This is a genomic window from Singulisphaera photorubra, from assembly GCF_045290345.1.
Lineage (GTDB): Bacteria > Planctomycetota > Planctomycetia > Isosphaerales > Isosphaeraceae > Singulisphaera.
This window is the reverse complement of the sequence record NZ_CP155447.1, coordinates 450,472-470,663: the sequence shown is the minus strand read 5'-3', so window position 1 is coordinate 470,663 and position 20,192 is coordinate 450,472. Positions and strand designations below refer to the sequence as shown.

The 20,192-nt window shown below is 63.5% G+C and carries 19 protein-coding genes; 13 read left to right on the top strand and 6 right to left on the bottom strand.

The features are described 5' to 3' along the window. Window position 1: 1 nt before the first annotated feature. Window positions 2-1,312: a nickel pincer cofactor-dependent isomerase, group 22 gene (locus V5E97_RS01700; protein WP_406697547.1), complete on the bottom strand. Its 1,311-nt coding sequence runs from the start codon at window positions 1,310-1,312 to the stop codon at window positions 2-4. A gap of 154 nt (window positions 1,313-1,466) precedes the next feature. Between V5E97_RS01700 and V5E97_RS01695 the strand changes: the two genes are divergently transcribed. Continuing rightward, entirely contained in the window at window positions 1,467-2,624 is a 1,158-nt protein-coding gene (locus tag V5E97_RS01695) for a cobalt-precorrin 5A hydrolase (RefSeq protein WP_406697546.1), read from the top strand. A gap of 49 nt (window positions 2,625-2,673) precedes the next feature. On the opposite strand, the gene V5E97_RS01690 is transcribed toward V5E97_RS01695, so the two are convergent. Next, window positions 2,674-3,081: a hypothetical protein gene (locus V5E97_RS01690; RefSeq protein ID WP_406697545.1), complete on the bottom strand. Its 408-nt coding sequence runs from the start codon at window positions 3,079-3,081 to the stop codon at window positions 2,674-2,676. 193 nt (window positions 3,082-3,274) lie between these two features. Beyond that, window positions 3,275-3,706, bottom strand: coding sequence for a hypothetical protein (locus tag V5E97_RS01685; RefSeq protein ID WP_406697544.1), 432 nt, complete (start codon window positions 3,704-3,706; stop codon window positions 3,275-3,277). Between the two features lie 394 nt (window positions 3,707-4,100). Between V5E97_RS01685 and V5E97_RS01680 the strand changes: the two genes are divergently transcribed. The 4 genes from V5E97_RS01680 (at window position 4,101) to V5E97_RS01665 (ending at window position 9,149) form a co-directional block, all read left to right on the top strand. After that, window positions 4,101-6,095 carry an Nramp family divalent metal transporter gene (locus V5E97_RS01680; protein WP_406697543.1) on the top strand — a complete coding sequence of 665 codons (1,995 nt, stop codon included), beginning with the start codon at window positions 4,101-4,103 and terminating at the stop codon, window positions 6,093-6,095. Window positions 6,096-6,363: 268 nt separating this feature from the next. Beyond that, window positions 6,364-6,837 (top strand): hypothetical protein, encoded by a 474-nt coding sequence (locus V5E97_RS01675; RefSeq protein WP_406697542.1) that lies wholly within the window; start codon window positions 6,364-6,366, stop codon window positions 6,835-6,837. A 417-nt stretch (window positions 6,838-7,254) separates the two neighbouring features. Further along, complete coding sequence (locus V5E97_RS01670; protein WP_406697541.1) at window positions 7,255-7,785, top strand: GNAT family N-acetyltransferase; 531 nt, start codon at window positions 7,255-7,257, stop codon at window positions 7,783-7,785. A gap of 23 nt (window positions 7,786-7,808) precedes the next feature. Beyond that, entirely contained in the window at window positions 7,809-9,149 is a 1,341-nt protein-coding gene (locus V5E97_RS01665) for a M16 family metallopeptidase (RefSeq protein WP_406697540.1), read from the top strand. Window positions 9,150-9,389: 240 nt separating this feature from the next. On the opposite strand, the gene V5E97_RS01660 is transcribed toward V5E97_RS01665, so the two are convergent. From V5E97_RS01660 to V5E97_RS01650, 3 genes are all read right to left on the bottom strand, one after another. Beyond that, entirely contained in the window at window positions 9,390-9,767 is a 378-nt protein-coding gene (locus V5E97_RS01660) for a hypothetical protein (RefSeq protein ID WP_406697539.1), read from the bottom strand. A gap of 71 nt (window positions 9,768-9,838) precedes the next feature. Then, window positions 9,839-12,685 (bottom strand): serine/threonine-protein kinase, encoded by a 2,847-nt coding sequence (locus tag V5E97_RS01655; RefSeq protein ID WP_406697538.1) that lies wholly within the window; start codon window positions 12,683-12,685, stop codon window positions 9,839-9,841. 27 nt (window positions 12,686-12,712) lie between these two features. Further along, window positions 12,713-13,276 (bottom strand): sigma-70 family RNA polymerase sigma factor, encoded by a 564-nt coding sequence (locus V5E97_RS01650; protein WP_406697537.1) that lies wholly within the window; start codon window positions 13,274-13,276, stop codon window positions 12,713-12,715. A gap of 341 nt (window positions 13,277-13,617) precedes the next feature. Between V5E97_RS01650 and V5E97_RS01645 the strand changes: the two genes are divergently transcribed. The 8 genes from V5E97_RS01645 to rpsF all read left to right on the top strand — a co-directional run bounded on the left by V5E97_RS01645 (window position 13,618) and on the right by rpsF (window position 20,025). Beyond that, window positions 13,618-14,352, top strand: a complete 735-nt coding sequence (locus tag V5E97_RS01645; RefSeq protein ID WP_406697535.1) for a hypothetical protein — start codon at window positions 13,618-13,620, stop codon at window positions 14,350-14,352. Window positions 14,353-14,580: 228 nt separating this feature from the next. Continuing rightward, the gene (locus tag V5E97_RS01640) at window positions 14,581-15,162 is read left to right on the top strand and encodes a hypothetical protein (RefSeq protein WP_406697534.1); all 582 of its coding nucleotides are present in this window, start codon (window positions 14,581-14,583) and stop codon (window positions 15,160-15,162) included. A 646-nt stretch (window positions 15,163-15,808) separates the two neighbouring features. Further along, window positions 15,809-17,047, top strand: coding sequence for a M16 family metallopeptidase (locus tag V5E97_RS01635; protein WP_406697533.1), 1,239 nt, complete (start codon window positions 15,809-15,811; stop codon window positions 17,045-17,047). 137 nt (window positions 17,048-17,184) lie between these two features. Further along, window positions 17,185-18,090 (top strand): cobalamin-binding protein, encoded by a 906-nt coding sequence (locus tag V5E97_RS01630; protein ID WP_406697532.1) that lies wholly within the window; start codon window positions 17,185-17,187, stop codon window positions 18,088-18,090. Window positions 18,091-18,315: 225 nt separating this feature from the next. Next, the gene (locus V5E97_RS01625; RefSeq protein ID WP_475297062.1) at window positions 18,316-18,519 is read left to right on the top strand and encodes a hypothetical protein; all 204 of its coding nucleotides are present in this window, start codon (window positions 18,316-18,318) and stop codon (window positions 18,517-18,519) included. Between the two features lie 2 nt (window positions 18,520-18,521). Further along, a complete protein-coding gene (locus V5E97_RS01620) occupies window positions 18,522-18,965 on the top strand; it encodes a 50S ribosomal protein L25 (protein WP_406701115.1) in 444 nt (147 codons plus the stop codon). Window positions 18,966-19,000: 35 nt separating this feature from the next. After that, entirely contained in the window at window positions 19,001-19,582 is a 582-nt protein-coding gene (gene pth, locus V5E97_RS01615; RefSeq protein ID WP_406697531.1) for an aminoacyl-tRNA hydrolase, read from the top strand. A gap of 35 nt (window positions 19,583-19,617) precedes the next feature. Next, window positions 19,618-20,025 carry a 30S ribosomal protein S6 gene (gene rpsF, locus V5E97_RS01610; protein ID WP_406697530.1) on the top strand — a complete coding sequence of 136 codons (408 nt, stop codon included), beginning with the start codon at window positions 19,618-19,620 and terminating at the stop codon, window positions 20,023-20,025. The last annotated feature ends 167 nt before the right edge of the window (window positions 20,026-20,192 follow it).

Here is a 20,192-nt window from a genome sequence, read left to right as displayed (position 1 = left end):
ATCAATGAGCTGCGTAAGCGTCACCGGCGGCGCGGCGACCTCGGACGCTCTCGGGGAAGAGCGATTCTTGGTCGAGCGTGCCGTCGGCCGAGAACGGGATGGGCAGATACTCGGTTTCGCGGCTCAGGTGCGGATGAGCGCGAAGCTCCTCCTCGAGCGGAGGAGACACCCAGAGGGTGCTCAACTCGAGCGTGTTCGGGATCACAACCATCCGTGCCTCCGACGGATCGATCCGCCAGCAGGTCTGGAGTGCAGCCTCGAAGACCTCGCGGTCGGTCGGCAGAGTGATCGGGATTCGGGCCCGTTCCAGGCAGCACGAGGTCAGGACGTTGATCCGGAACGACCGCTCGTCCAGTTGCGAGACGAGGCGTTCGGTCGTCAGGTCGGCGAATCCGACGCCGACGATGTTGCCGTGGCTCTCCTCTGAAACGTCGAGCACGACCATTCGGGTAACGACAGGCCGTGCGAAGTCGTTCTGGGTCTCGATCATCAGGCGACCGGTCACGTTCGGGTCGATCCCCGATCCCGAGTAGTTCTTGCCGAGCTCGCCGATGACTAGAACGTCGATCTGGTCGAATGGCAGCCGGGCCATCAGCTCCCGGGCGCGCTTGAGCAAGTTGGGCTCGACGTCGAAGATCGTCTCGGGCTCGAGCGGAACGATCTCGGCCGGCACGTCCTCGGCGTTCTCGAGAATCGCCAGGCCGAGCGCGAACTTCATGTTGGCGATGAGGTGCCGCCCGACGGCCGGCAGCACTTCTTTCATGCCGCGAAGCCCGAGCTTGTGAATTTGCTCGGCCCCATCGCGCTTGCCCAGGCCGATGACCATCATCTTGAGGATGCCCGACTCGTGAGCGGCGTGGAAGTCGGTGTGCGGCTTCACCCGGTTCAAGAGCACGATCCCGTCGGCGCCATGGGCGTTCTTGTCGAAGTAGATTGGCAAGCCGATCGGGCTGGTGCCGACGACGACGGTGTCCATGTCGGTGCGGACTTCGACCCCCATCGTCTCGGGCGTGATCTTGTATTCGGCGAGGAGCTGGCGCTGGCCTTCCGGCGTGGCTCCGCCATGGCTGCCCATGGCCGCGACGATGAACGGCCGGAACCCCATCTCTTTGAGCGTGTCGACCGTCACCCGCGCAATCGTGGGGATGACGGTGATCCCTCGGCTGCCCACTCCCACCGCGATCGTTCCACCCGGTTTCACGCGTTCACGGATTTTGCTCTCTAAAATCAGCCGACGGACGGTGCCCGGCACGTCGTCCAGTCGAGGTTGGGGTACGGACTGTCGGATACGCGCCAGCGGTGGAAATGACATCCGAGCCGATCCTCTGGTATGATGGTCGAGATTCAAAAAAGAAGGCCAGTTTGAGGCGAGTCATGACTTGCCTTGTCGAACTCTAAGACTAAAGGTTACGCGTCGTGGTCGTCAAACCGAAGCCAGACGCCATTTTCGGCCCCAACCGGCTCTTATGAGTACGGCGATCCTGGTTCTGACTCGCGATGGCTTTGCCCTGGCCCGTCGCCTTCGCGATGCACGCCCTGGGGGAACCGTCATCTTCGGCCCTTCGTGCGTCGTCGGCGGCTGCGGAGGCCCCGTCCCCAGCGCCGGCGAGGCCCCGAGCGGAGTGTCCTCACCCCTCTTCGCAACGGTGGAACCTGGTGTCTTCGGCTGGCTCGGTCCGTTGCGCCTGGTCTTTCCCACGCTCTGGGAACGGCATGAGGCGATCGTCGCGGTGATGGCCCTGGGAATCGTGGTCCGTCTCGCCGGTCCGCTTGCCATCGACAAGCGGCGAGATCCGGCCGTGGTGGTGGTCGACGACGCAGGTCGATTCGCTATCAGCGTGCTCGGAGGGCACGGAGCGGGGGCCAACGAGCTGGCGTGCCAGGTCGCCGAGGTTCTGGGGGCGCAGCCGGTTATCACCACCGCGAGCGATGCCCGCGGACTTCCCGCGGTCGATCAGCTGGGCCGCGATCAGGGGTGGACGATCGAGCGAGCCCAGAACCTGACGCGGGTCGCCGCCGCGGTCGTTCGCCGCGGGACCATCGCGGTCTGGCAAGATGCCGGTTCCTTGGATTGGTGGCGTCGGTTCGGACCCTGGCCGAGCCACTTCCACCGGCTCCGTTCCTGGGACGAACTCCCCGCGTTGGGTGCCTCGGCCTTGCTGGTCATCAGCGATCGGCTCGAGCCCGAAAATCTGCCCGAGGAACAGACGCTCGTCTATCGGCCCCCGACTCTGGTGGCGGGGATCGGCTGCCGCCGGGGCGTCTCGCTGGAGACAATCGCGGCCTGGACCGAAACGGTGCTCCTGGCGAACGGGCTCGCGGTGGGCAGCCTCGCGGCCCTGGCCACCGTCACACTGAAAGTCGACGAGCCTGGTCTGCTCGCGTTTGCCACGGCCCGTCAACTCCCGCTCGTTGCCTTCCCCCCCGACCACCTGGCCAACCACCCTGGAATCGAAACTCCCAGTGAGCGGGTGCGATCCAAGATCGGCATCCCGGCTGTAGCCGAGCCCTCCGCCTTACGGGCTTCAGGTGCGTCGCGTCTGCTGGTCACCAAGCAGAAAGGCCCTGGGGTCACCGTGGCCCTGGCCCGCAAGCCCGCTCCCGCGAACCGCGCGTTTCCTTGAGGAATGACGTCAGGTTCGGGAAGCGGCGGACGATTTGCGTCGCCGAGGCTCAAGGAGCCCCGAAGCCAGGCGCGTACACGCCAATGGACGGCAGCGGCGCCATGGATCCGGCCACGTAAGGAACGGCGAACGTCTGATAGTTTGAAGCCCCGTAAACATAGCCAGGGGCGACGAACCCGGGGCGCCAGAGGCCCACTCCGTAACGCCCCGGAATCAAACCGGCCGGGGGATAACCATAGCCGTATCCGACCCCGAACGGTGAGGCGAACTCGGAGTAGGTGCGGGGGACCCGGTAACTCGCCACCCCGTAGCTCGTGCCGTAGTAGCCGGGAGCCTCAAAGTAACCATTGACCCGGATCGGAGCCGGCACGCCGACAACAGGGGCCTGCGCGTGCGTTGAACCGGGAACGAGCGCCATCGCGGAACCGACGATTGTCACCCAAAGCCATTCTCGCATGATTCTCTTCCTCTATCGGTTCGATTCCGGTCTCGTCGGAACGGCCGTCGCCTCGTCCGCTCCCCCCCGCAAGTGTACGGCCTACCCCGGGGCCGTGCGGACCCATTCCCATAAAAAATGAGAAAGACGCGAAGGAGGCCCCGTGACCCTCACGCCTTTGATTTTTCAATGGCTCGCAGCGCGACTTTGGCGATCACCAGCGGTAAAACCGACCGCCGCGCCAGCCGCCGCCCCTCCATCCTCCCCACATCGGGTAGGGACGGAAGCCGCCGTAGCCGTAGTTGTAACTCCGATAGACCGGGAACACCGGGGCCACGACGCCCGAGTAGAAAGCGGTCGTTCCGGGCGCGACGTAGCTGGAATAGCCTGAACTGTAGATGGTCGTGCCGGCCACGCCAGTGCCGAATCCCCCGATCGCCGGGGGAGCATAGTAGGAAGAGTAGCCCGACGCACCATAGGCACTGGGACCATACGCGCCACCGTAGGGGTAGCCGTACCCAGGCGCTCCGATCGCAATCCCGCCCGAATACGGGTTCCCAATCGACAACGAGAACTGGGCATGCGAGTCGGTCGCGTGGCCGAGTACGATGCCGCCAGCCAAGACGAGGCCGAAGAGACGGTGCATTGAGGCCTCCACACGGTTAGAAAGAATCCGGGTGCGCTGTTACCTCAGGTTCGACCGCGTCGACGGTCGTTGTTATTGCAGTGATTGCAGATAGCGTGCCGATTCGTTGGATTGTTTTGGCAGTCGGGGTGACTCGAACCTTTCTGAGCCGCTTTGTCCTCCCGGCTTGATTTCGTGGTGTTCTCTGTTCTTGTTCATAACTCCGCTGTGACGACAGGCTATCAGTGGATTTTTGTGTCGAAAAAATAAATTTTGGGTGACCAAAAATTAATTAGCAAAATGCCGAAATTTATTTGGAGTTGACCTGAAATGTTGGTTATGATGTTCTGGGCAGTAAGTTCGCCTAGGTTCAAATATCGTTTTTACGCGATTCAAATACGAGGGAAGCAGGATAATGGCGGACGTGATGGAGGGGGGGGGAGAGCGCCGGTCACTGGAAGAGGTGCATGGTTCGGTTTCGGTGGCGCAGCGGAATCCGTTCAAGCGGCTCTTCGCGTTCATGGGGCCGGCGTATTTGGTAAGTGTCGGGTACATGGATCCGGGGAACTGGGCGACTGACCTGGAGGGGGGCGCGCGGTTCGGCTATGCGCTCATCTGGGTTTTGTTGATGTCGAACCTGATGGCCGTACTCTTACAGACCCTGTCGGCACGGCTGGGGGTAGTGACGGGGCATGACCTGGCGCAGGCCTGTCGCGCCGAGTATTCGCCGCGGGTGAACTTCGTGCTCTGGATTCTGGCCGAGGTGGCGATTGCCGCGACCGACCTGGCGGAGGTTCTGGGGACGATCATCGCCCTGAAACTGCTCTTCGGCATGCCGCTGCTCTGGGGCTGCGCGATCACAGCGTTCGACACCTTCCTGCTGCTCTGGCTTCAGCGGTTCGGGATGCGGAAGATCGAGGCGTTCATCCTGGTGCTCGTGGCAACGATTGGCGCCTGCTTCTTGATCCAGATTTTCATGGCAAGGCCCGACGCGGCGGCGATGATCGGCGGCCTGCGTCCGACCTTGCCTCCCGGGGCCCTGTTCGTCGCGATCGGCATCTTGGGGGCGACGGTCATGCCCCACAACCTCTACCTCCACTCGGCTCTGGTGCAATCGAGGCAGATCGGTTCCAGCACGGCGAGCAAGGCGGATGCCTGTCGCTTTAACCTGATCGACTCGGCGATCGCCTTGAACGCGGCCTTCTTCGTCAACGCCGCCATCCTGATCCTCAGCGCCGCGGTCTTCTTCAAGAACGGACTCGAGGTCGCCAGTATTGAGGAAGCACATAAGTTGCTGCCGTCGTTCCTCGGCAGTTGGGCACCGATCTTGTTCGGGATCGCCCTGCTCTGCGCAGGGCAGAGCTCGACCTTGACGGGCACGCTGGCCGGCCAGATCGTCATGGAGGGCTACCTCCACCTGCGGATCGCCCCCTGGCTCCGCCGGTTGACGACGCGGTTACTCGCCCTGACCCCGGCCGTGCTGGTCATCTTCTTCATGGGGGAAGGGTCGACCCAGCAGTTGCTTGTCCTCAGTCAGGTGATTCTCAGCCTGCAACTTTCGTTCGCGGTGATCCCGTTGATCCACTTCACCTCGAACCGGACGAACATGGGTGTGTTCGCCACGCCCTGGTGGGGCAAAATCCTGGCCTGGCTGACGGCAGCGATCATCGTGTCGCTCAATGGCAAGCTCGTCTTCGACCAGATCAGCGACTGGGTGGAACTGGCGGCGGCGGCGGGCCTGACGGTCGGTCCGCTCCCCCTCTCCTGGGTTGTGGGCACCGCTCTTTATGGCCTGACCGCGGCGGTCATCGGGCTCTTGATCTGGGTGACGATCAAACCCTGGATCCGTCCCTCGTCCGCCTGGTCCCCCGCGCCGGCCGTCGAACTGGATTGGAGCGATATGATCCGCCCTCGGCCCTTGGAGACGATCGGAGTCGCGCTCGAGCACGATCAGGCCGACGCCGAGATCCTCAACCGCGCCCTCAGCTTGGCTCGCGCAGGCGAGACCGACCTGGTTCTCCTTCATGTGGTCGATACGCCGATGAGCCAGGTCTACGGCGATGACACGGCCGATCGCGAAACGGCCGGTGACCTTCGCTATCTCGCCGACGTCGTCCGGATGCTGAGTGAACGAGGCTACACGGCCCGCTCCATCCTCCTTCACGGACCTGATCGCGCAGCGCTCCTGGTCCGGCAACTCAAACAGGAGCCAGTCGACCTCCTGGTCGTCGGCTCGCACGGCCACGGCTTGGTGCGTGACCTCCTCTTCGGACAGACTGTCGACAAGGTGCGTCACGGCCTGGATATCCCGATGCTCATCGCTCGCCCCGATCGCGGGTCCGTGTCGTCCGACATGGTCAAGCCGATATTTCCCTCCACGCCCGAACTCGGCCCAACGCCGTCGAATTGATTTTGCCTCCTTTTCTTTTTTTTTGAGGTCGTTGATCGACTTCGATGACGCGGTAATCCGTCCCGCCGGGGAGTTTGCGTGCAAGCTCGAAGACCGGCGGGCGCCGAGGCTTAATGAATCGTGGCCACGGTTCGAGCGTGGTGTCGGCTAGGGAAGGCGAGAACGATTTTTCGAGTTTTGAACTCGGTCACGGGTAATTCTTCTCTGTTTTTTTTGGAATCAGTCGGAATTGGCTTAAAATTAGCTTAGGCAGGGGATTTGTTTGTGTGTGGCGAAAGTCGAGGTGATCTCGAGAGAAGAGATCACTCCCCCCAACCTTGCCGGGGGCTACTTTCCATTTGAGGGAGACATGGTTCAGACTTCATCCCTTGCTTCCTCACCAGTGTTGAGCCACGACGTCTGCGGCCGTTGCGGTGAATCGATTCACGAAGCCGCTGCGCGAATCGTGATCGAGTCGGGGCCGCTGCACCGTTCTCACGCCGTGCTCGCGCTTTGCTCGCATTGCTCTGGATCGCTGGAGCGTTGGGTCGAACGGCGAGGGCACGGAAGGAGCGGACATAATGGCTCGGGAACTCCCGTTTCCGGCCATCATGAAAGCCGGTTCAAATCGAGAATGCCCGAGCCCTTCGGGGCGTCGGGAGCCGTGACCGCGGGCGAGATCCTCAGCCCGCAAGTCGTTGTCCTGACGCTGCTCCTTGCCGGATGCTTGATCGGGCTCTTCACCATGTACAACGCTCTCTAGGATCTGGCTCGAAGCGTTGACGCTTCTCTCGGATTCGGCGAAGACATGAGACGCTTTCCTTCGAGGATGGATCTCTTCCAAACGCCCCGCGGTTCCCTGTGTCAGGGAACCGCGGGGCGTTTCGACTTCCTTCACTCACCGGTCCCCTCTCTGGGCTAAATTCGGACCCAACCATCCCGATCGCTCTGGCCTGGGATCCACCCGACTGGCAGTCGCTTGAACAGGCGGTCTATCGGCTCGTAAATTCGGCCGGGTTCAGGTTTGCCTGAGGGCCGATCGCGGCCTCACAGAATTCAGTCTCCGCTTGGCGCTCCGACACGTTGACCGAAGCACGAGGTGCGACTTAGAATTGGATGTGTGAGAGATCCTCCGTTGAGTTTGCTTCGGAGTGGGCCGCGTTCGGACCGTTAAGACGCGATGGCGATCACGTATTACAAACGGTTCCGGATGGAGATCGACCTTGATGGTTCGTTGGCTCCGCCCGTGCTCCTTCCCCCGTTCGCCTGGACGTCGTGGGAAGAGTCGCTGGTCGATCAACACGCCGAGGTCAAGTATCTCAGTTTCCGGGGCGAAATCGACGCGTGCGTCTTCCCCTGTCTGGGAGACCGCCACGGCTGTCAGCGCCTGATGCGTGAGATTCGCCGCAAACCGGGCTTCTTGTCGGCGGCCACGTGGCTAATCTCGGGTCCGGATGGTTACGTCGGCACCGTCCAGGGGGTGATGGACCGCGGGCCGATCGGCGCCATCCAGAACCTGGGAGTGATCCCCGAGTATCGCGGGAAGGGACTCGGCCAATCGCTGGTCCGGCAAGCGCTCGAGGGTTTCTATCAGGCCGGTCTGCGGCGGGCCTACCTCGAAGTGACGGCCGAGAATAGCGCGGCGGTCCGGCTCTACCGCTCGGTGGGATTCCGTCGAGCAAAAACGCTTTACAAAGCCGTCGACGGCTGAGCGGGCCGAGAGCCGTGGCCAGGATGGCTCGGGTCGGGTATTGTCAACGCAACTCCGAAACGGGGCGGACGGACCGCCCCGATGTCCGTCCGACTGTCCCCGAGGTCGCCGTGCCCGACGCTCCTTCGATCGCGCAACATACCTATCCCAACGGGCTGGTCCTGGTCGCCGAGGCGATGCCTGGCGTCCAGTCGGCCGCGTTCACGTTGCTGCTGCCGGCGGGGGCCGCTTACGAGGCCGCCGACCGTGGAGGCGCGGCCTCGATGCTGTCGGAGTGGATCACCCGGGGCGCGGGGGAACGCGACAGCCGCGAGTTACTCTCGGCGCTCGACAATCTCGGGGTCAATCACGGCGAGAGCGCCCAGACCCTGCACACCAGCCTCGCCGCCGCCACCCTCGGCCGCAACCTCATTCCTGCCCTCGAACTCTTCGCCGACATCGTGCTCCGCCCCCACCTCGACGACGAGGAGATCGAGCCGATCCGGGCCCTGGCGCTTCAGAACCTCCGCAGCCTGGAGGACGACCCCGGCACCAAGGTCATCTATGAGTTGCGCCGGCGGCACTTTCCTGACCCGTGGGGACGCCCCGCGCCCGGGACTCCCGAAGGCGTTTCCTCGCTCTCGCCCGATGAACTGCGTGCCTTCCACACCCTGGCCTACCGACCCAACGGCGCCATTCTCGGCGTGGCCGGCGCCATCGACTGGCCCGTGCTCCGCGATGCCGTCGGTCGACTCTTCGGCGGCTGGGCACCTCAGGTCGAGCCGGCCGTGCAGGAACGTCCGACCGGTCCGCTCCGCGACCACATCCTCCGCGAGACGCAGCAGATCCAGATCGCCCTGGCCTATCCGACGGCCACGGTCGCCAGCCCCGACTACTATCGCGCCCGGGCGGCCGCGGCGATCCTCGGCGGTTATTCGTCGGCTCGACTCTTCACTGAGGTCCGCGAGAAACGCGGGCTCTGCTACTCAGTCTACGCCAGCTACGAGAGTCAGCGCGACCGGGCCGCCATCCTCTGCTATGCCGGCACCTCCGCCGACCGCGCCCAGCAGACGCTCGACGTGACCCTCGCCGAAGTCGAACGCCTCGGCCGCTCGGGCGTCGAACTCGAAGAGCTCGATACGATGCGCGCCGGCCTGAAGAGCTCGCTCGTCATGGCCCAGGAGTCGAGCATGAGCCGCTCGGGTTCCCTGGCCTCCGACTGGTTCCACCTCGGTCGTGTTCGCTCGATCGGCGAGATCACCTCCGCCCTCGACGCCCTGACTCCCGAGTCGGTCAGCGCCTACGCCGCCAGCCAGGCCGCCAATGAGCTGACCATCCTGACGCTGGGCCCCAACGCCCTCGAAATGCCCAAGCAAGACGCCTGAATCGGGCTCTTCTTTTCCTTCTTGCCCCCTCTGGGACCGCGGACGCTCCGCCCGCGGTCCCAGGAGAGGGAGGCTTTGCGTTGAAGGAAATGATGCCGTGATTGTTTGTGCGCCCGTTGAAATGAAGATCCTTCGCGGCATTCCGCTTCCCGAGGGTCTCGTTGCGTAAATTGTTTGCCCCGAAGCCTTGATTGAGCTTCACTTGAGCGATGACGCGAGATCGGGAGGAAAACTCCGTCCTCAAGGGGTTAGGTCCGGCTGGAAGATCACGTCGACGTAGATGGGTTGATCCACGGGCCAGGGGTGCACTTGCGTCGTGAGCTCGCCCGCTAAGGGGCAGGCGGCCAACTGCTTAGGCAAGGGAACCCACTGGATATGCTCAAATGCGTAGCCACTTGATGTTAGTTGGAACTGAGGATCCTTGGCCCCACTCGGGACGTCCATGTGGACGTTGAAGGTCAGTGGGTAAGGGGGCTCCCCCGGGGGCGCGGGGTTCTGGACCTTGCATGAACCTTTAAGAGTCAGGGAACCTGGAGATGTAGGGTAAAGATAGACATCGATATTGACCGTCTGGTTGATGTCGTGGTCAATCTCTCGAATCACTTGCGGCTCGGCCATCGTGGGGGCTCCGAAAAATCAGGGCGTCATTGAGAGTGGGCGAAACGGGCATTGGTCGAACGTCGCGACGATTACGGGGATCTGCGTCCATTGATCTCATTTCGCCAACGAGCGGCTATCTCGGGACGTCCCGAAGCTTCGTACATCAGGGCAAGTCGCTCGCTCGCGTCGGCGAGGGCCTTGGGTTTGGCTCCTGGGTCGGAGTGAAGTCCTTCGTATCCGCCGATGAGTAACGGTTCGGCCTCAACGAATCTGCCCTGTCCCGCCAAGGCGCCACCCAGCAGGCTTTTTGCGGAGGCAATCCTCCAGGGTTCGGTCCCGACGGAGCGGACGCGGGCTGCGAGTACCTCGCGAGCGGCCGTCTCGGCACGCTCGAACTCGCGGTTGGCAATGAGGATCGATACATACATGGCCAGGGCATTCACGAACATGGCATGAGTCCTGGAATTGCCCGGCGGTAGCTTCCGGCAGAGGGCGACGGCCTCGGCGGCCATGCCCTCTGCCTCGGCGGTCGAGCCTGCCTCCCGCAATGCACCTGCGAGATTGATGAGCACGGCCCCTCGCCTGGGATCGGCTGGAGGGAGGATCGCCCGCACCCGGGGCAGGATACCTCTCAGGAGCTCGACCGCCTCGGCGCCTCTCCCCTGCTCTGTCATGTTGGCGGCCAGGCTGCTCACTGCCAGCACGGTGTCGATATGGGCGTCGCCCAGGGCCGACTTCCGGCCCCGGACGACCTCGGCGAGTCGCTCGCCGGCCTCGTTGAGCCTTCCCAGTTGGCTGTGGGCGGAGGCCAAATTGTTCGCGATCGTCAAGGTGAAGTAATGGTCGTTGCCCAGGACTCGTCTCGAGCTGTCGAGGGTTTGGCCGAGTAGGGACTCGGCCTCGGCGGCCCCCCTCCGGGCGAGGATGATTGCTCCCAGGTTGCTCGAGGCGAAGAGGGTTTCGGGGTGGTCGGGGCCGAAGAGCCGGATCCGCTCTTGCCTGATGGCCCGGAGCCATCGCTCTGCGTCTTCGAACCGCCCGCGATTGTGAGCGATCACGGCGAGATTGCTGAGTGAGGCGAGGGTCGTTCTGTGGCCCGACCCGAGGGTGCTCTCGGCGGTCCTGAGGGTCCTCCTCAGGAGCTCCTCGGCTCGTTCGGGTTGCTTGAGTGCCATCAGAACGGATGCCAGCAGGTTCGCCGAATCCAGGGTCTCGACCTCGGTCTCCCCGAGGTGCCGGATCCATCCCTCGTAGGCTCGCGAGGCATACGCCTTCGCATCCGCCAACCGGCCCTTGTCGAGGAGGAGGCCGCCCATGCTCTGCCAGGCCGCCAGGCGATCTCGCTCGTCCCCACCCGGCCTCACTTCCAAGAGTTGGAGACAAATTTTGATCTGTTCCTCGGCCTGGTCGAGGCGGCCGCCGGCCCGGTATGCGTCGGCAAGAACCCGGCGGATCGGGGCCTCCAGCCACGGCCGGCCGGCGAAGCGTCGTCCGACGGTCGCGACGGAGCGGTCGAGGAGTTCCCCGACCGTGAGTGCGCGGTGTGGGGCACCCAAGGGGGATGACCGGGGGAGGAGATCTTCCACGAGGAATTCATTCAGCGCCCGCGCGGAATCCCTCTCCCGGACATACTGGTGGTTCGCGCGGATCAGGAGGTCTTTCTGATGCCTGACCTCGAGCCAATTCATGAGGATCCCCGTCGCCCCTGCCACCAGCGTCAGCGCCAGGGCGACGACCATCCCCGCGAGGGCCGGCTTGCGGCGGCACCACAACCAGCACCGGGCCCACGGACCGGCCGGGCGTGCGGAAATCGGGCGGTTCTCGAGCCAACGCACGAGGTCGTCGGCCAGCGACTCCGCCGAGGCGTAGCGCCGTCGCGGTTCTTTCTCCAGGCACTTCAGGCAGATCATCTCGAGGCTGCGGTCGGCCGACGCATTGAGGCGAGACGGTCGTTCGGGCTCCTCCTCGCAGACGCGCCGGAGGACTTCCGCGGGCGAGTCGCCCGGGAAGGGACAGCGTCCGGCGAGCAAGGCATAGAGGACCGCTCCGAGCCCGTACACATCGCTGGCGGTCGTCACGGCGCCCCGCCGCCCGGAGGCCTGCTCCGGCGCCATATAGGCGGGGGTGCCGACGATCACCCCCGAGAGTGTAGGGCCGCCGTCCTTATCCAACTGCTTGGCGAGACCGAAATCGGCGACGTAGGGACGGCATGCGTCGTCGATCAGGATGTTGGCAGGCTTCAGGTCGCGGTGCAGGATCCCGCGCTGATGGGCGTGGTGAACCGCGCCGGCGACCTCGGCCATCAGTTGAGCGACGAGCCTCGGATTGGCGCGGAACCGCGGCAGGCTGTCGGATAGGCTCCCGCCGTTGATGAGAGGCATACTGAAGTAGTGCCTGCCGTCGTGCTCCCCCACCTCGAGGATCGTCAGGAGATGGGGATGGCCAAGCCGGGCGACCGCCTGGGCCTCGTTGCGAAAGCGGATCAGGTCATCCGGGGCCGCCAGCCGACCTGCTCGGATCATCTTCAAGGCGACTTGCCGGCCGAGACTTCGCTGCCGCGCCCGATAGACAACTCCCATCCCGCCGCGCCCGAGGACCTCGATCAACTCGTAGTCGCCGAAGTACTGGATGCACGTTCCATTCGGGGCCGCTCCGTGCGGCTGCGATGCCTCGGCCACACGGAACGGCCAGAGTTCATCCCGGCCGCGGACCTGGCCGGAGGCCCGGGCGTGCTCTTGCGCGGACGGGGCGACGATCCGACCGATCCGGCGATGGTCTTCGAGGCAGTCCATCAGCTCCGAGGCCAGACCGGGGTGACGCTCGAGCCAGGCCTTGGTCGAGATCGGCTCGCCGGCGTCCGCGGCCGCGAGATATTCCGCCATTGCGATGTCGAGGCGACTGCTGCGGTCGCCGTCGGGGGGGATTTCTCGTCCCATGGCCCAAGTCCTTCCGGTCATGCTGGATCAGGCCAGTTTGCCGAGTTCCGAGCGGAGGGTCTTGAGGGCTCGTCTCAGGAGCCCGGCGACCGCCGGCACGCTCCTCCCAAGCTGGCTGGCTACCTCTTCAAGGGATTTTCCCCCGAGGTGGCGTAGCTCAACTGCGAGCCGTTGATCATCGGGGAGCCGGGACAGGACATCGGACAGAAGGAGGATCCGCTCGTTGCGGTCGGCCCTGTGGCTGGGGCTCGATCCATCGTCTTCCAAGAGGCCTTCCAGTCGCCGCGAGGACTCCTCGACCGCCGCCTCGAGCGATTGCTCGCGCCCTCGCCCGGTGCCCCCGCCGAACTTCCGCAGATTGTCGATCAGCACGTTGGCCAGGATGACCCGGAGCCACGCACGGAGCTGCCGGTCTCCATCGCCCCGGAAGCCATCGCGTCTCAGACATGCCTTCATCAGCGTCTGCTGGACCACGTCCGCCGGATCGAGCTTGCCCCGCAACCGTGGGTCGAGTTGCCCCGCGGCGAGCACCTCGAGGTATCTCCGGAACGATTCAAGGTGGGATGCTGGGACGCATGGCTGGGCCGTCATGATCGCACGTTCCTTACAGGTGTCGAGGCAATCCGATCTCAATCTCCAATACATGAGGGACGTGAGCGAGGGCTGATTGGACCGTTGAAGGTCGCGATTCTATCAGAGCAAAAATCAACTCTCGTATAAAAAGCTGAATTAGGCATAAAAAAACCTAAACAGTCGGTTCGTCCGTCGCGATCGCCCGTCTATTAAGCCAGGCACGTCGATGCGTGCCCTGTCCGACGAGCGGCAGAGCTGCTTTCGTCGGGGGGAAAGTCGGATTGGCCAGGCCGCGGACCGTCTCAGCGATCACAATCTCGCCGGGCCGCGGCAACCTTTTAAGAAGCAAGAGGTGCATCATGAGGGTCGGGACCACGCTCAAATTGGCTGCTGTTGTCCTTGGCGTCGGTTTGCTCGCCGGGAATGCCGCCCAGGCGCAAGGCATCACCTCGACAACGTTCCGGGTCAAGGACATGACGGGGGGTAAGCTTGCCCACCAGAAAATCCTCGTCTTCCTCACTCCGAAGACGAACGCCGAAGACTTCGTCTTCGCGGCCTGGCAGCAACTCAGTCCCGGCGAGAACAGCACCCATACGTTTGTGCTGAATCAGGCCGTCTCCGGCCAGGTCACCACGGTCGACTCCAGCCAGGAGACGGCGGTGGTCCCGATCGCGCCCGGCTACATGTCGACCATTACCGATGCGGACAATCTCGGGATTGTCCTGAGCAAGTCGAGCTTGGCCTACGCGGAGTCGGAGAGCCTCAAGGTGACCCCGTCCCAATCCGGGATCATCAACAACACCGCGACACCGCCGCTGGCGACGAAGGTGCGTTGGTTCGTCAACGACAGCCTGACCGCCGAGTCGAGGACTTTCCTCCCGGCGGGCGGAGCCCTCTCGACCTTCGAACTCGACACCAAACTCTATTGGACCGTCGGGAGCACGGTGAAGGCGCCTGCGTACACCTACCAGCAGATCGACCCTTTACTGACCTACGATCTGCCCCCCAACACGCCGAGCGTGGACGTGCTAGTCACGTTCGACGACGCGTCCCAGACCTTCAAGTTCGGCTTCACGCCGAGTTCCGCCCCTTGAAATGAGGGATTGGCCGGCCCGCGGCGGTAAGCGAGATGATGGCATCCCGCCGTCATCCCCCGCCGCGGTCGCGGGGGATCGTCCCGGATTGAGCCAGTTGCCCGAGCTGAACTGGATCGATACCGATCCCCCGATCCACGTGACGCACCGTCTGTTCATCCGGCGGACGACGTCCAGGCGAGGCGATCGAAGGAAACATCCCGTGATAATCTGCAGGAGTAATCCGACATGGCGACCATGACAGTTGAGCAATTCGTCAATGCTACCATTCAGTGGGGGACGGCCCGCAATCCTACGTTCAAGTTGAATTGGCCAGTCAAGGGCGGTTGGGAGGGGTGGGTCCAGGTGGACCTGACCGGTTTTATTCTCTCCGTGGACCCTACCTGCGACATCCTCCGCGAATATCCCATCTTCACCTCTCCCTACATGCGGACGGACCTGCTGCTCAACTCCACCGCGTTCACGGACGCCCAGATCCCCGTTGAGATCAAGGCCGAGTCGTTCGAAAACCGGATGGACCCTTTCCTCCAAGGCATTCTGAAAGACATTCAGAAGTTGAACGAGGATAGGAATACGGATTTCAGTGAATGCACGTGTATTATGATGGCGATCCCGTTCAGCCCGCAGAGTGCGCAGGCTGTCCTCTCGATCCAGGAGGGGGGGCACAACATCTTCACTCTCGTCTACGTTGGGGAGGTCGCCATCGCGATCGCCGTCTATACCGAGGCGGGGGGCTGGATCCCAGCTCGACAGGCCTCCGTCTCGTTGTCCGACATGACCCCGGAGCCGGTCGCATCACCGCTCAGGTGATCCAGCGACGTCCGCCGCGTGGCCGATCGCCCTCCCCAGCACCTCGAGAGAGGGGGAGGGCATTCCTCGGAACGGACAGAAGCGGATGCTAAAGGGTTGGGCTCGTCCGCTCTGGTCGATAGGCGACGTTGACGTTTGCGAGCCTTTCTTGGCATGCTTGGGGAAGACTGGGGAAAGCCGGAAGAATTGGTTGAATGCGTCCTCTTTCGTCTCTCGGAGGAGGACTCTTGCGTTACAGATCTTCGAGTCGGGGCACGTCCGCTTGGAGCGTGGGGTGTCCCTCCGTAACCCTCGATGGATCCCGACCGCCTTGATTTCGGCCGATCCCACCGAACTTCACCCGCGAGACCAGTCCGTCGAGCAGCCTGCCGATTGGGTTAGGGCCGTCAACGCGCTCTTGAGTTGCGTCGACGAAGAGACGATGCTGCGTAGAATTCATGGAGTGAACGCCGTTGTTTCGCAATTTGTGCGGGTTGGCGTCGAACGCAAATTGTCGGGAAAAGGCACAGGTAAAGGGGGACCCTGCTCTTCCGCGGGTGCCCTTCCTGGATCGATTTGAAATGCGGTCGCTCAATCCTGATTGACGGACGCGCGTGGGGCAGGCGCGACTTGCGCGGCTTTATTTTCTCTGGACGAGCCACGACTCATGCAATTCCACCATACGGTTCTCGATAATGGTCTGCGGGTCATCGCCGAAGTGAACGACCAGGCCCATTCGGTCGCCTCCGGCTTCTTTGTCAAGGCGGGGAGCCGCGACGAGTCGACCGACGTCGCGGGGGTCTCGCACTTCCTCGAGCACATGGTCTTCAAGGGAACCCCGAGGCGGGACGCCCTGGCGGTCAACCGCGACTTTGACCGCGTGGGGGCCAAGCACAATGCGCAGACGTCGGAGGAAGACACTTTCTACCACGTCACCTGCCTGCCCGAGTATTTGCCGCAGGCCTTCGACGTGCTCTCGGACATCCTCCGGCCCAACCTGGCCGAAGAAGATTTCGACACCGAGAAGCAGGTGATCATCGAGGAAATCCGGATGTATCTGGATAACCCGATGTCCGTCGCCTACGAAGCCGCCAAGGCCGCGCACTTTGGCCCGCACCCGCTCGGGCAGAGCATTCTCGGCACGATCGAGTCGATCACCGACTTGAAGGTCGAGCAGATGCGCCACTACTTCGCTCAGCGCTACAGCCCCTCGAACATCGTCCTGGCGTTCGCCGGCAAGACCAACTGGGACCAGGTTGTGGCCCTGGCCAAGGCTCATTGTGCCGGCTGGGAAGGGGGAGAGATCACCCGCCAGGCCGTTCCGCCCCGCGGCTCCGGGTCGTTCCAGGCACTCCTCCGCGCGGAGGATCAGCAGCAGACGATCATCGGTGTTGGCGATGCCCCCCCGCTGGAAAGCAGCGACCGCTACGCCGCCCAACTCCTGGCGACGGTTCTGGGGGACCATACCGGGTCTCGGCTCTACTGGGCCTTGATCGACCCCGGCTACGCCGACGGCGTCGAGGTTTCTTACCAGGACTACAACCAGGCAGGGGCTCTCTTCACCTTCCTGAGCTGCGATCCCGGCGAGACCCAGGCCAACCTCGGCCGGATCACCGACGTGTACCGGGCCGCCATGGCCGAGGGGATCACCGAGGAAGAGTTGACGCAGGCCAAGAACAAGGTTCTCGCCCGCTCGGTGCTTCGGAGCGAGCGTCCGATGGGCCGCCTCGCCTCGCTCGGCTTCCACTGGACCTACCGTCGCGAGTACCTGTCCGTCGCCCAGGAACTCGAGGCCTTCTCCCGGGTCACGCTCGACGACCTCAGGCGCATCCTGGCCGAGTGGCCCCTGCTGCCAATGACCATCGTCTCGGTCGGTCCGACGACGGACGTTCGCGCCCCCGAGTGACCTGGATCTGCTGACGCGGACGCATCTCTTCTTTGTATTTTCTGTGGTAGCTGTAGCGGGGCGACCATCCATCGTCGAGACAGGACGCGGACGGTCGCTCCCGCGGGGCTGCCAACCTTGACCGGCGGATGCCCCCAATGCGGATCGTGAGCCTGCTCCCCTCCCTGACTGAGCTCGTCTGCGCCCTGGGCCGCCGCGTCGACCTCGTGGGGGTCACCCACGAGTGCGACTATCCGGTGGGCGTGGAGCAGTTGCCCCACCTGACCCGGTCCCGGATTACGCCATCGACCTCGAGCGCGGCGATCGACGCGGCGGTCGTCGAGCAAGGGGGGAGCCTCTACGATCTCGACGGCGCCCTGTTGGCTGAGCTTCGTCCTGACCTGATCCTGACCCAGGAGCAATGCGACGTCTGCGCGGTGAACGAGGCGACCGTCCGGCGCGTCGCCGCGGGCATTCCGAGCTCGCCCCGGGTCGAAAGCGTCAATCCGACCTGTCTGGCCGACCTGGATGCCATGTTCCGCCGGGTCGGCGTCCTGCTCGACGCCAAGGACGCGGCCGAGTCTCTGATCGCCCGGTTCGATGCCACCGTCACCGCGATCGCCCACCGACGCCGGGGGCGGCCGTTGCGCCGGGTTCTCATCCTGGAGTGGTTCGACCCCCCTTTCTCCTCCGGTCACTGGAACCCCGAGATCGTGTCACTCGCCGGTGGGGCGGAAGTGATCGGGGAGGCGGGCCAGCGTTCGCGTCGTCTCTCCTGGCGCGAGGTTGCCGAAGCCGATCCCGAGCTGATCATCCTCGCCCCCTGCGGGTTCACGATCGAACGCACCGAGCAGGAGCTCGCTCAGCTCCAGGCGCGGCCGGAATGGACCCGGCTCGGAGCCGTCCGGAGCGGGAGCGTCATCCTGGTTGACGGCTCCGCTTACTTTTCAAGGCCGGGTCCTCGACTCGAGTTGAGCCTGAAAATTGCCGCTGCCGCGATCGATCCGGAGGCCTGCGGCGACCTGGCCCCCGTGGAAGGCTGGCGGCGCCTTTCGGCACTTTGAGCGTTGCGGTGAGGAGACCAATCGTGAAAAGTCGGGTGTTTCCTCTTGAATCACCCCGGGAGCATCGACATAATCGCTCGATGCGCGGTCTGCATTGGCCGCATTTTTGATTTCAGGGTATGTTGCGGCGCGGTGAGGGGACCGGATTTCCCTCGGGCCCGGCCCCTTTATTTTCTGATTTCGCTTCTCTGGGGACCTCGTGGCGGGGTCAGGCACAGGCGATTTATGGCGGACGCAGTCAAGATTGCGGTCGAGGCGCGGGATCCCGCGAAGAACAAAGGGACAGGGTCTAGGGTCTCGCGTCGGTTGCGAGCCAACGGACAGATCCCGGCGATTATCTACGGTCACAAGCAAGACCCCTTGCCGATCTCTCTCGCACGGGCTTCCGTCTGGGACATGATCAGAAGTCCACTCACCTCGCTGAGCTGAGCGTGAATGGATCGACCGAGACGGTGATCGTGCGTGATATCCAGTGGGATCACCTCGGCAAGGAAATTATCCATCTCGACTTCGCCCGCGTGAACGTCGACGAGTCGATCGAGACCGAGGTCAAGCTCGAGCTGCGTGGGACATCGCCCGGCGTCAGCGAGGGGGGTGTGCTCGAACAGCCGGTGCACACGGTCGAAGTGACCTGCCGCGCCAACACGATTCCGGACTCGATCCGGATCGACGTGAGCAACCTGCACCTGGGGCAGAGCATTCACGTTCGCGACCTGATCTTGCCCGAAGGGGTGACGGTCAACGCCGAACCTGAACTGACCTTGGTCCATGTCGTCTCGCGAAGCGCGCAGACGGAGACGACCACGCCCGGCGATGGCGAGGGGCTGACGCAGCCCGTCGTGATCAAGCCGGAGCGTCGTGAGAAGGACGAATGATCCCGACTTTACTGGCCGTGTCGGGGTTTTAGGGAATGCGGAAACTGGTGGTCGGGCTGGGCAACCCCGGAAGCAAGTACGAGGGGACCCGGCACAACATCGGCTTCGAGGTGGTCGACCGCCTCGCCAAAGGGGGATCAGGAGCGACCTTTACTCGGAAGTTCGACGGCTTGCTGGCCGAGTCGGAAATTGACTTCCACCGGGTGCTGCTCCTGAAACCCGAGACGTTCATGAATCTTAGCGGGCGGTCGGTCGCCCAAGTGATGCGGTTCTACAAGCTTGAGCTGGCCGACCTGCTCGTCGTTTGCGACGACCTGAACCTGCCCCTGGGAAAGTTGAGAATCCGGGGGGGAGGCTCTGACGGCGGTCAGAAGGGGCTTCGCGATATCACGGCCCAGCTCGGGTCGGAAAACTATGCCCGGCTTCGGATTGGGATCGGCGAGCGAGGAACCATTGACGCCGCGGACTTCGTCCTCAGCCGGTTCCGTAGCGCGGACCGACTCGCGGTTGAAGACGCCTTGATTTTGGCCTCGCAGGCCGTGGCCGTCTGGTTGACCCAGGGACAGGCCGCCGCCATGAATCGATTCAACGGACCCACAACGCCCACGAGTGGCTGACCACTTAGTTTATTTGCCAACCTGGAGGGAAGCTCTTGCCTGTCAACACGTACGAGGCGATGTTCCTGCTGGACAGCTCGAAAGTCGCCATCTCTTGGGACGACTCGGTCAAGCATGTCCACGACATCCTGACCAAGCATGAATCTGAGATCGTCGCCAGCCGCCAGTGGGATGAACGCAGGCTCTCCTACCCGGTCGACGGGCACAAGAAGGGGACGTACCTGCTGACCTATTTCAAGTCAGAAGGGGCCAACCTCAAGGACATCGTCGCCGACTGCCGGCTGAGCGACCATGTGCTCCGCGAGCTGATCCTCAAGGTCCATCCCAAGCTGGTCGACCACCTGGTCAACCAGGCGATGACCTCGACGCCCAATGCCGAAGAGGAAGGACGTCGCGAAGAGGACATGGACGACCGGCCCCGCCGCCGTCGCCGCGACGACTGAGCGGAGCGGAAGGAAGGGCACCGGACCGTCGATCGGAGTCGCTCGTTCAATCCCCAATTCGTGATGGGTCGCGCCGTTCCGGTTTGATCCTTGTGGGTGAAACGGGAATGTGGTAGTTTTTGGTAGGGAACAACCGTTTACACCTGCATGATGGGAACGGTACGCCG

What these genes read in the sequence shown, in the direction of transcription:
- V5E97_RS01700 (WP_406697547.1), bottom strand. Translation starts at nt 1,312, where the DNA reads ATGTCATTTCCACCGCTGGCGCGTATCCGACAGTCCGTACCCCAACCT.
- V5E97_RS01635 (WP_406697533.1), top strand. Translation starts at nt 15,809, where the DNA reads ATGCAATTCCACCATACGGTTCTCGATAATGGTCTGCGGGTCATCGCC.
- V5E97_RS01665 (WP_406697540.1), top strand. Translation starts at nt 7,809, where the DNA reads ATGGCTCGGGTCGGGTATTGTCAACGCAACTCCGAAACGGGGCGGACG.
- V5E97_RS01685 (WP_406697544.1), bottom strand. Translation starts at nt 3,706, where the DNA reads ATGCACCGTCTCTTCGGCCTCGTCTTGGCTGGCGGCATCGTACTCGGC.
- V5E97_RS01625 (WP_475297062.1), top strand. Translation starts at nt 18,316, where the DNA reads ATGGCGGACGCAGTCAAGATTGCGGTCGAGGCGCGGGATCCCGCGAAG.
- V5E97_RS01630 (WP_406697532.1), top strand. Translation starts at nt 17,185, where the DNA reads ATGCGGATCGTGAGCCTGCTCCCCTCCCTGACTGAGCTCGTCTGCGCC.
- V5E97_RS01680 (WP_406697543.1), top strand. Translation starts at nt 4,101, where the DNA reads ATGGCGGACGTGATGGAGGGGGGGGGAGAGCGCCGGTCACTGGAAGAG.
- V5E97_RS01695 (WP_406697546.1), top strand. Translation starts at nt 1,467, where the DNA reads ATGAGTACGGCGATCCTGGTTCTGACTCGCGATGGCTTTGCCCTGGCC.
- V5E97_RS01640 (WP_406697534.1), top strand. Translation starts at nt 14,581, where the DNA reads ATGGCGACCATGACAGTTGAGCAATTCGTCAATGCTACCATTCAGTGG.
- pth (WP_406697531.1), top strand. Translation starts at nt 19,001, where the DNA reads ATGCGGAAACTGGTGGTCGGGCTGGGCAACCCCGGAAGCAAGTACGAG.
- V5E97_RS01650 (WP_406697537.1), bottom strand. Translation starts at nt 13,276, where the DNA reads ATGACGGCCCAGCCATGCGTCCCAGCATCCCACCTTGAATCGTTCCGG.
- V5E97_RS01690 (WP_406697545.1), bottom strand. Translation starts at nt 3,081, where the DNA reads ATGCGAGAATGGCTTTGGGTGACAATCGTCGGTTCCGCGATGGCGCTC.
- V5E97_RS01670 (WP_406697541.1), top strand. Translation starts at nt 7,255, where the DNA reads ATGGCGATCACGTATTACAAACGGTTCCGGATGGAGATCGACCTTGAT.
- V5E97_RS01655 (WP_406697538.1), bottom strand. Translation starts at nt 12,685, where the DNA reads ATGGGACGAGAAATCCCCCCCGACGGCGACCGCAGCAGTCGCCTCGAC.
- V5E97_RS01660 (WP_406697539.1), bottom strand. Translation starts at nt 9,767, where the DNA reads ATGGCCGAGCCGCAAGTGATTCGAGAGATTGACCACGACATCAACCAG.
- V5E97_RS01645 (WP_406697535.1), top strand. Translation starts at nt 13,618, where the DNA reads ATGAGGGTCGGGACCACGCTCAAATTGGCTGCTGTTGTCCTTGGCGTC.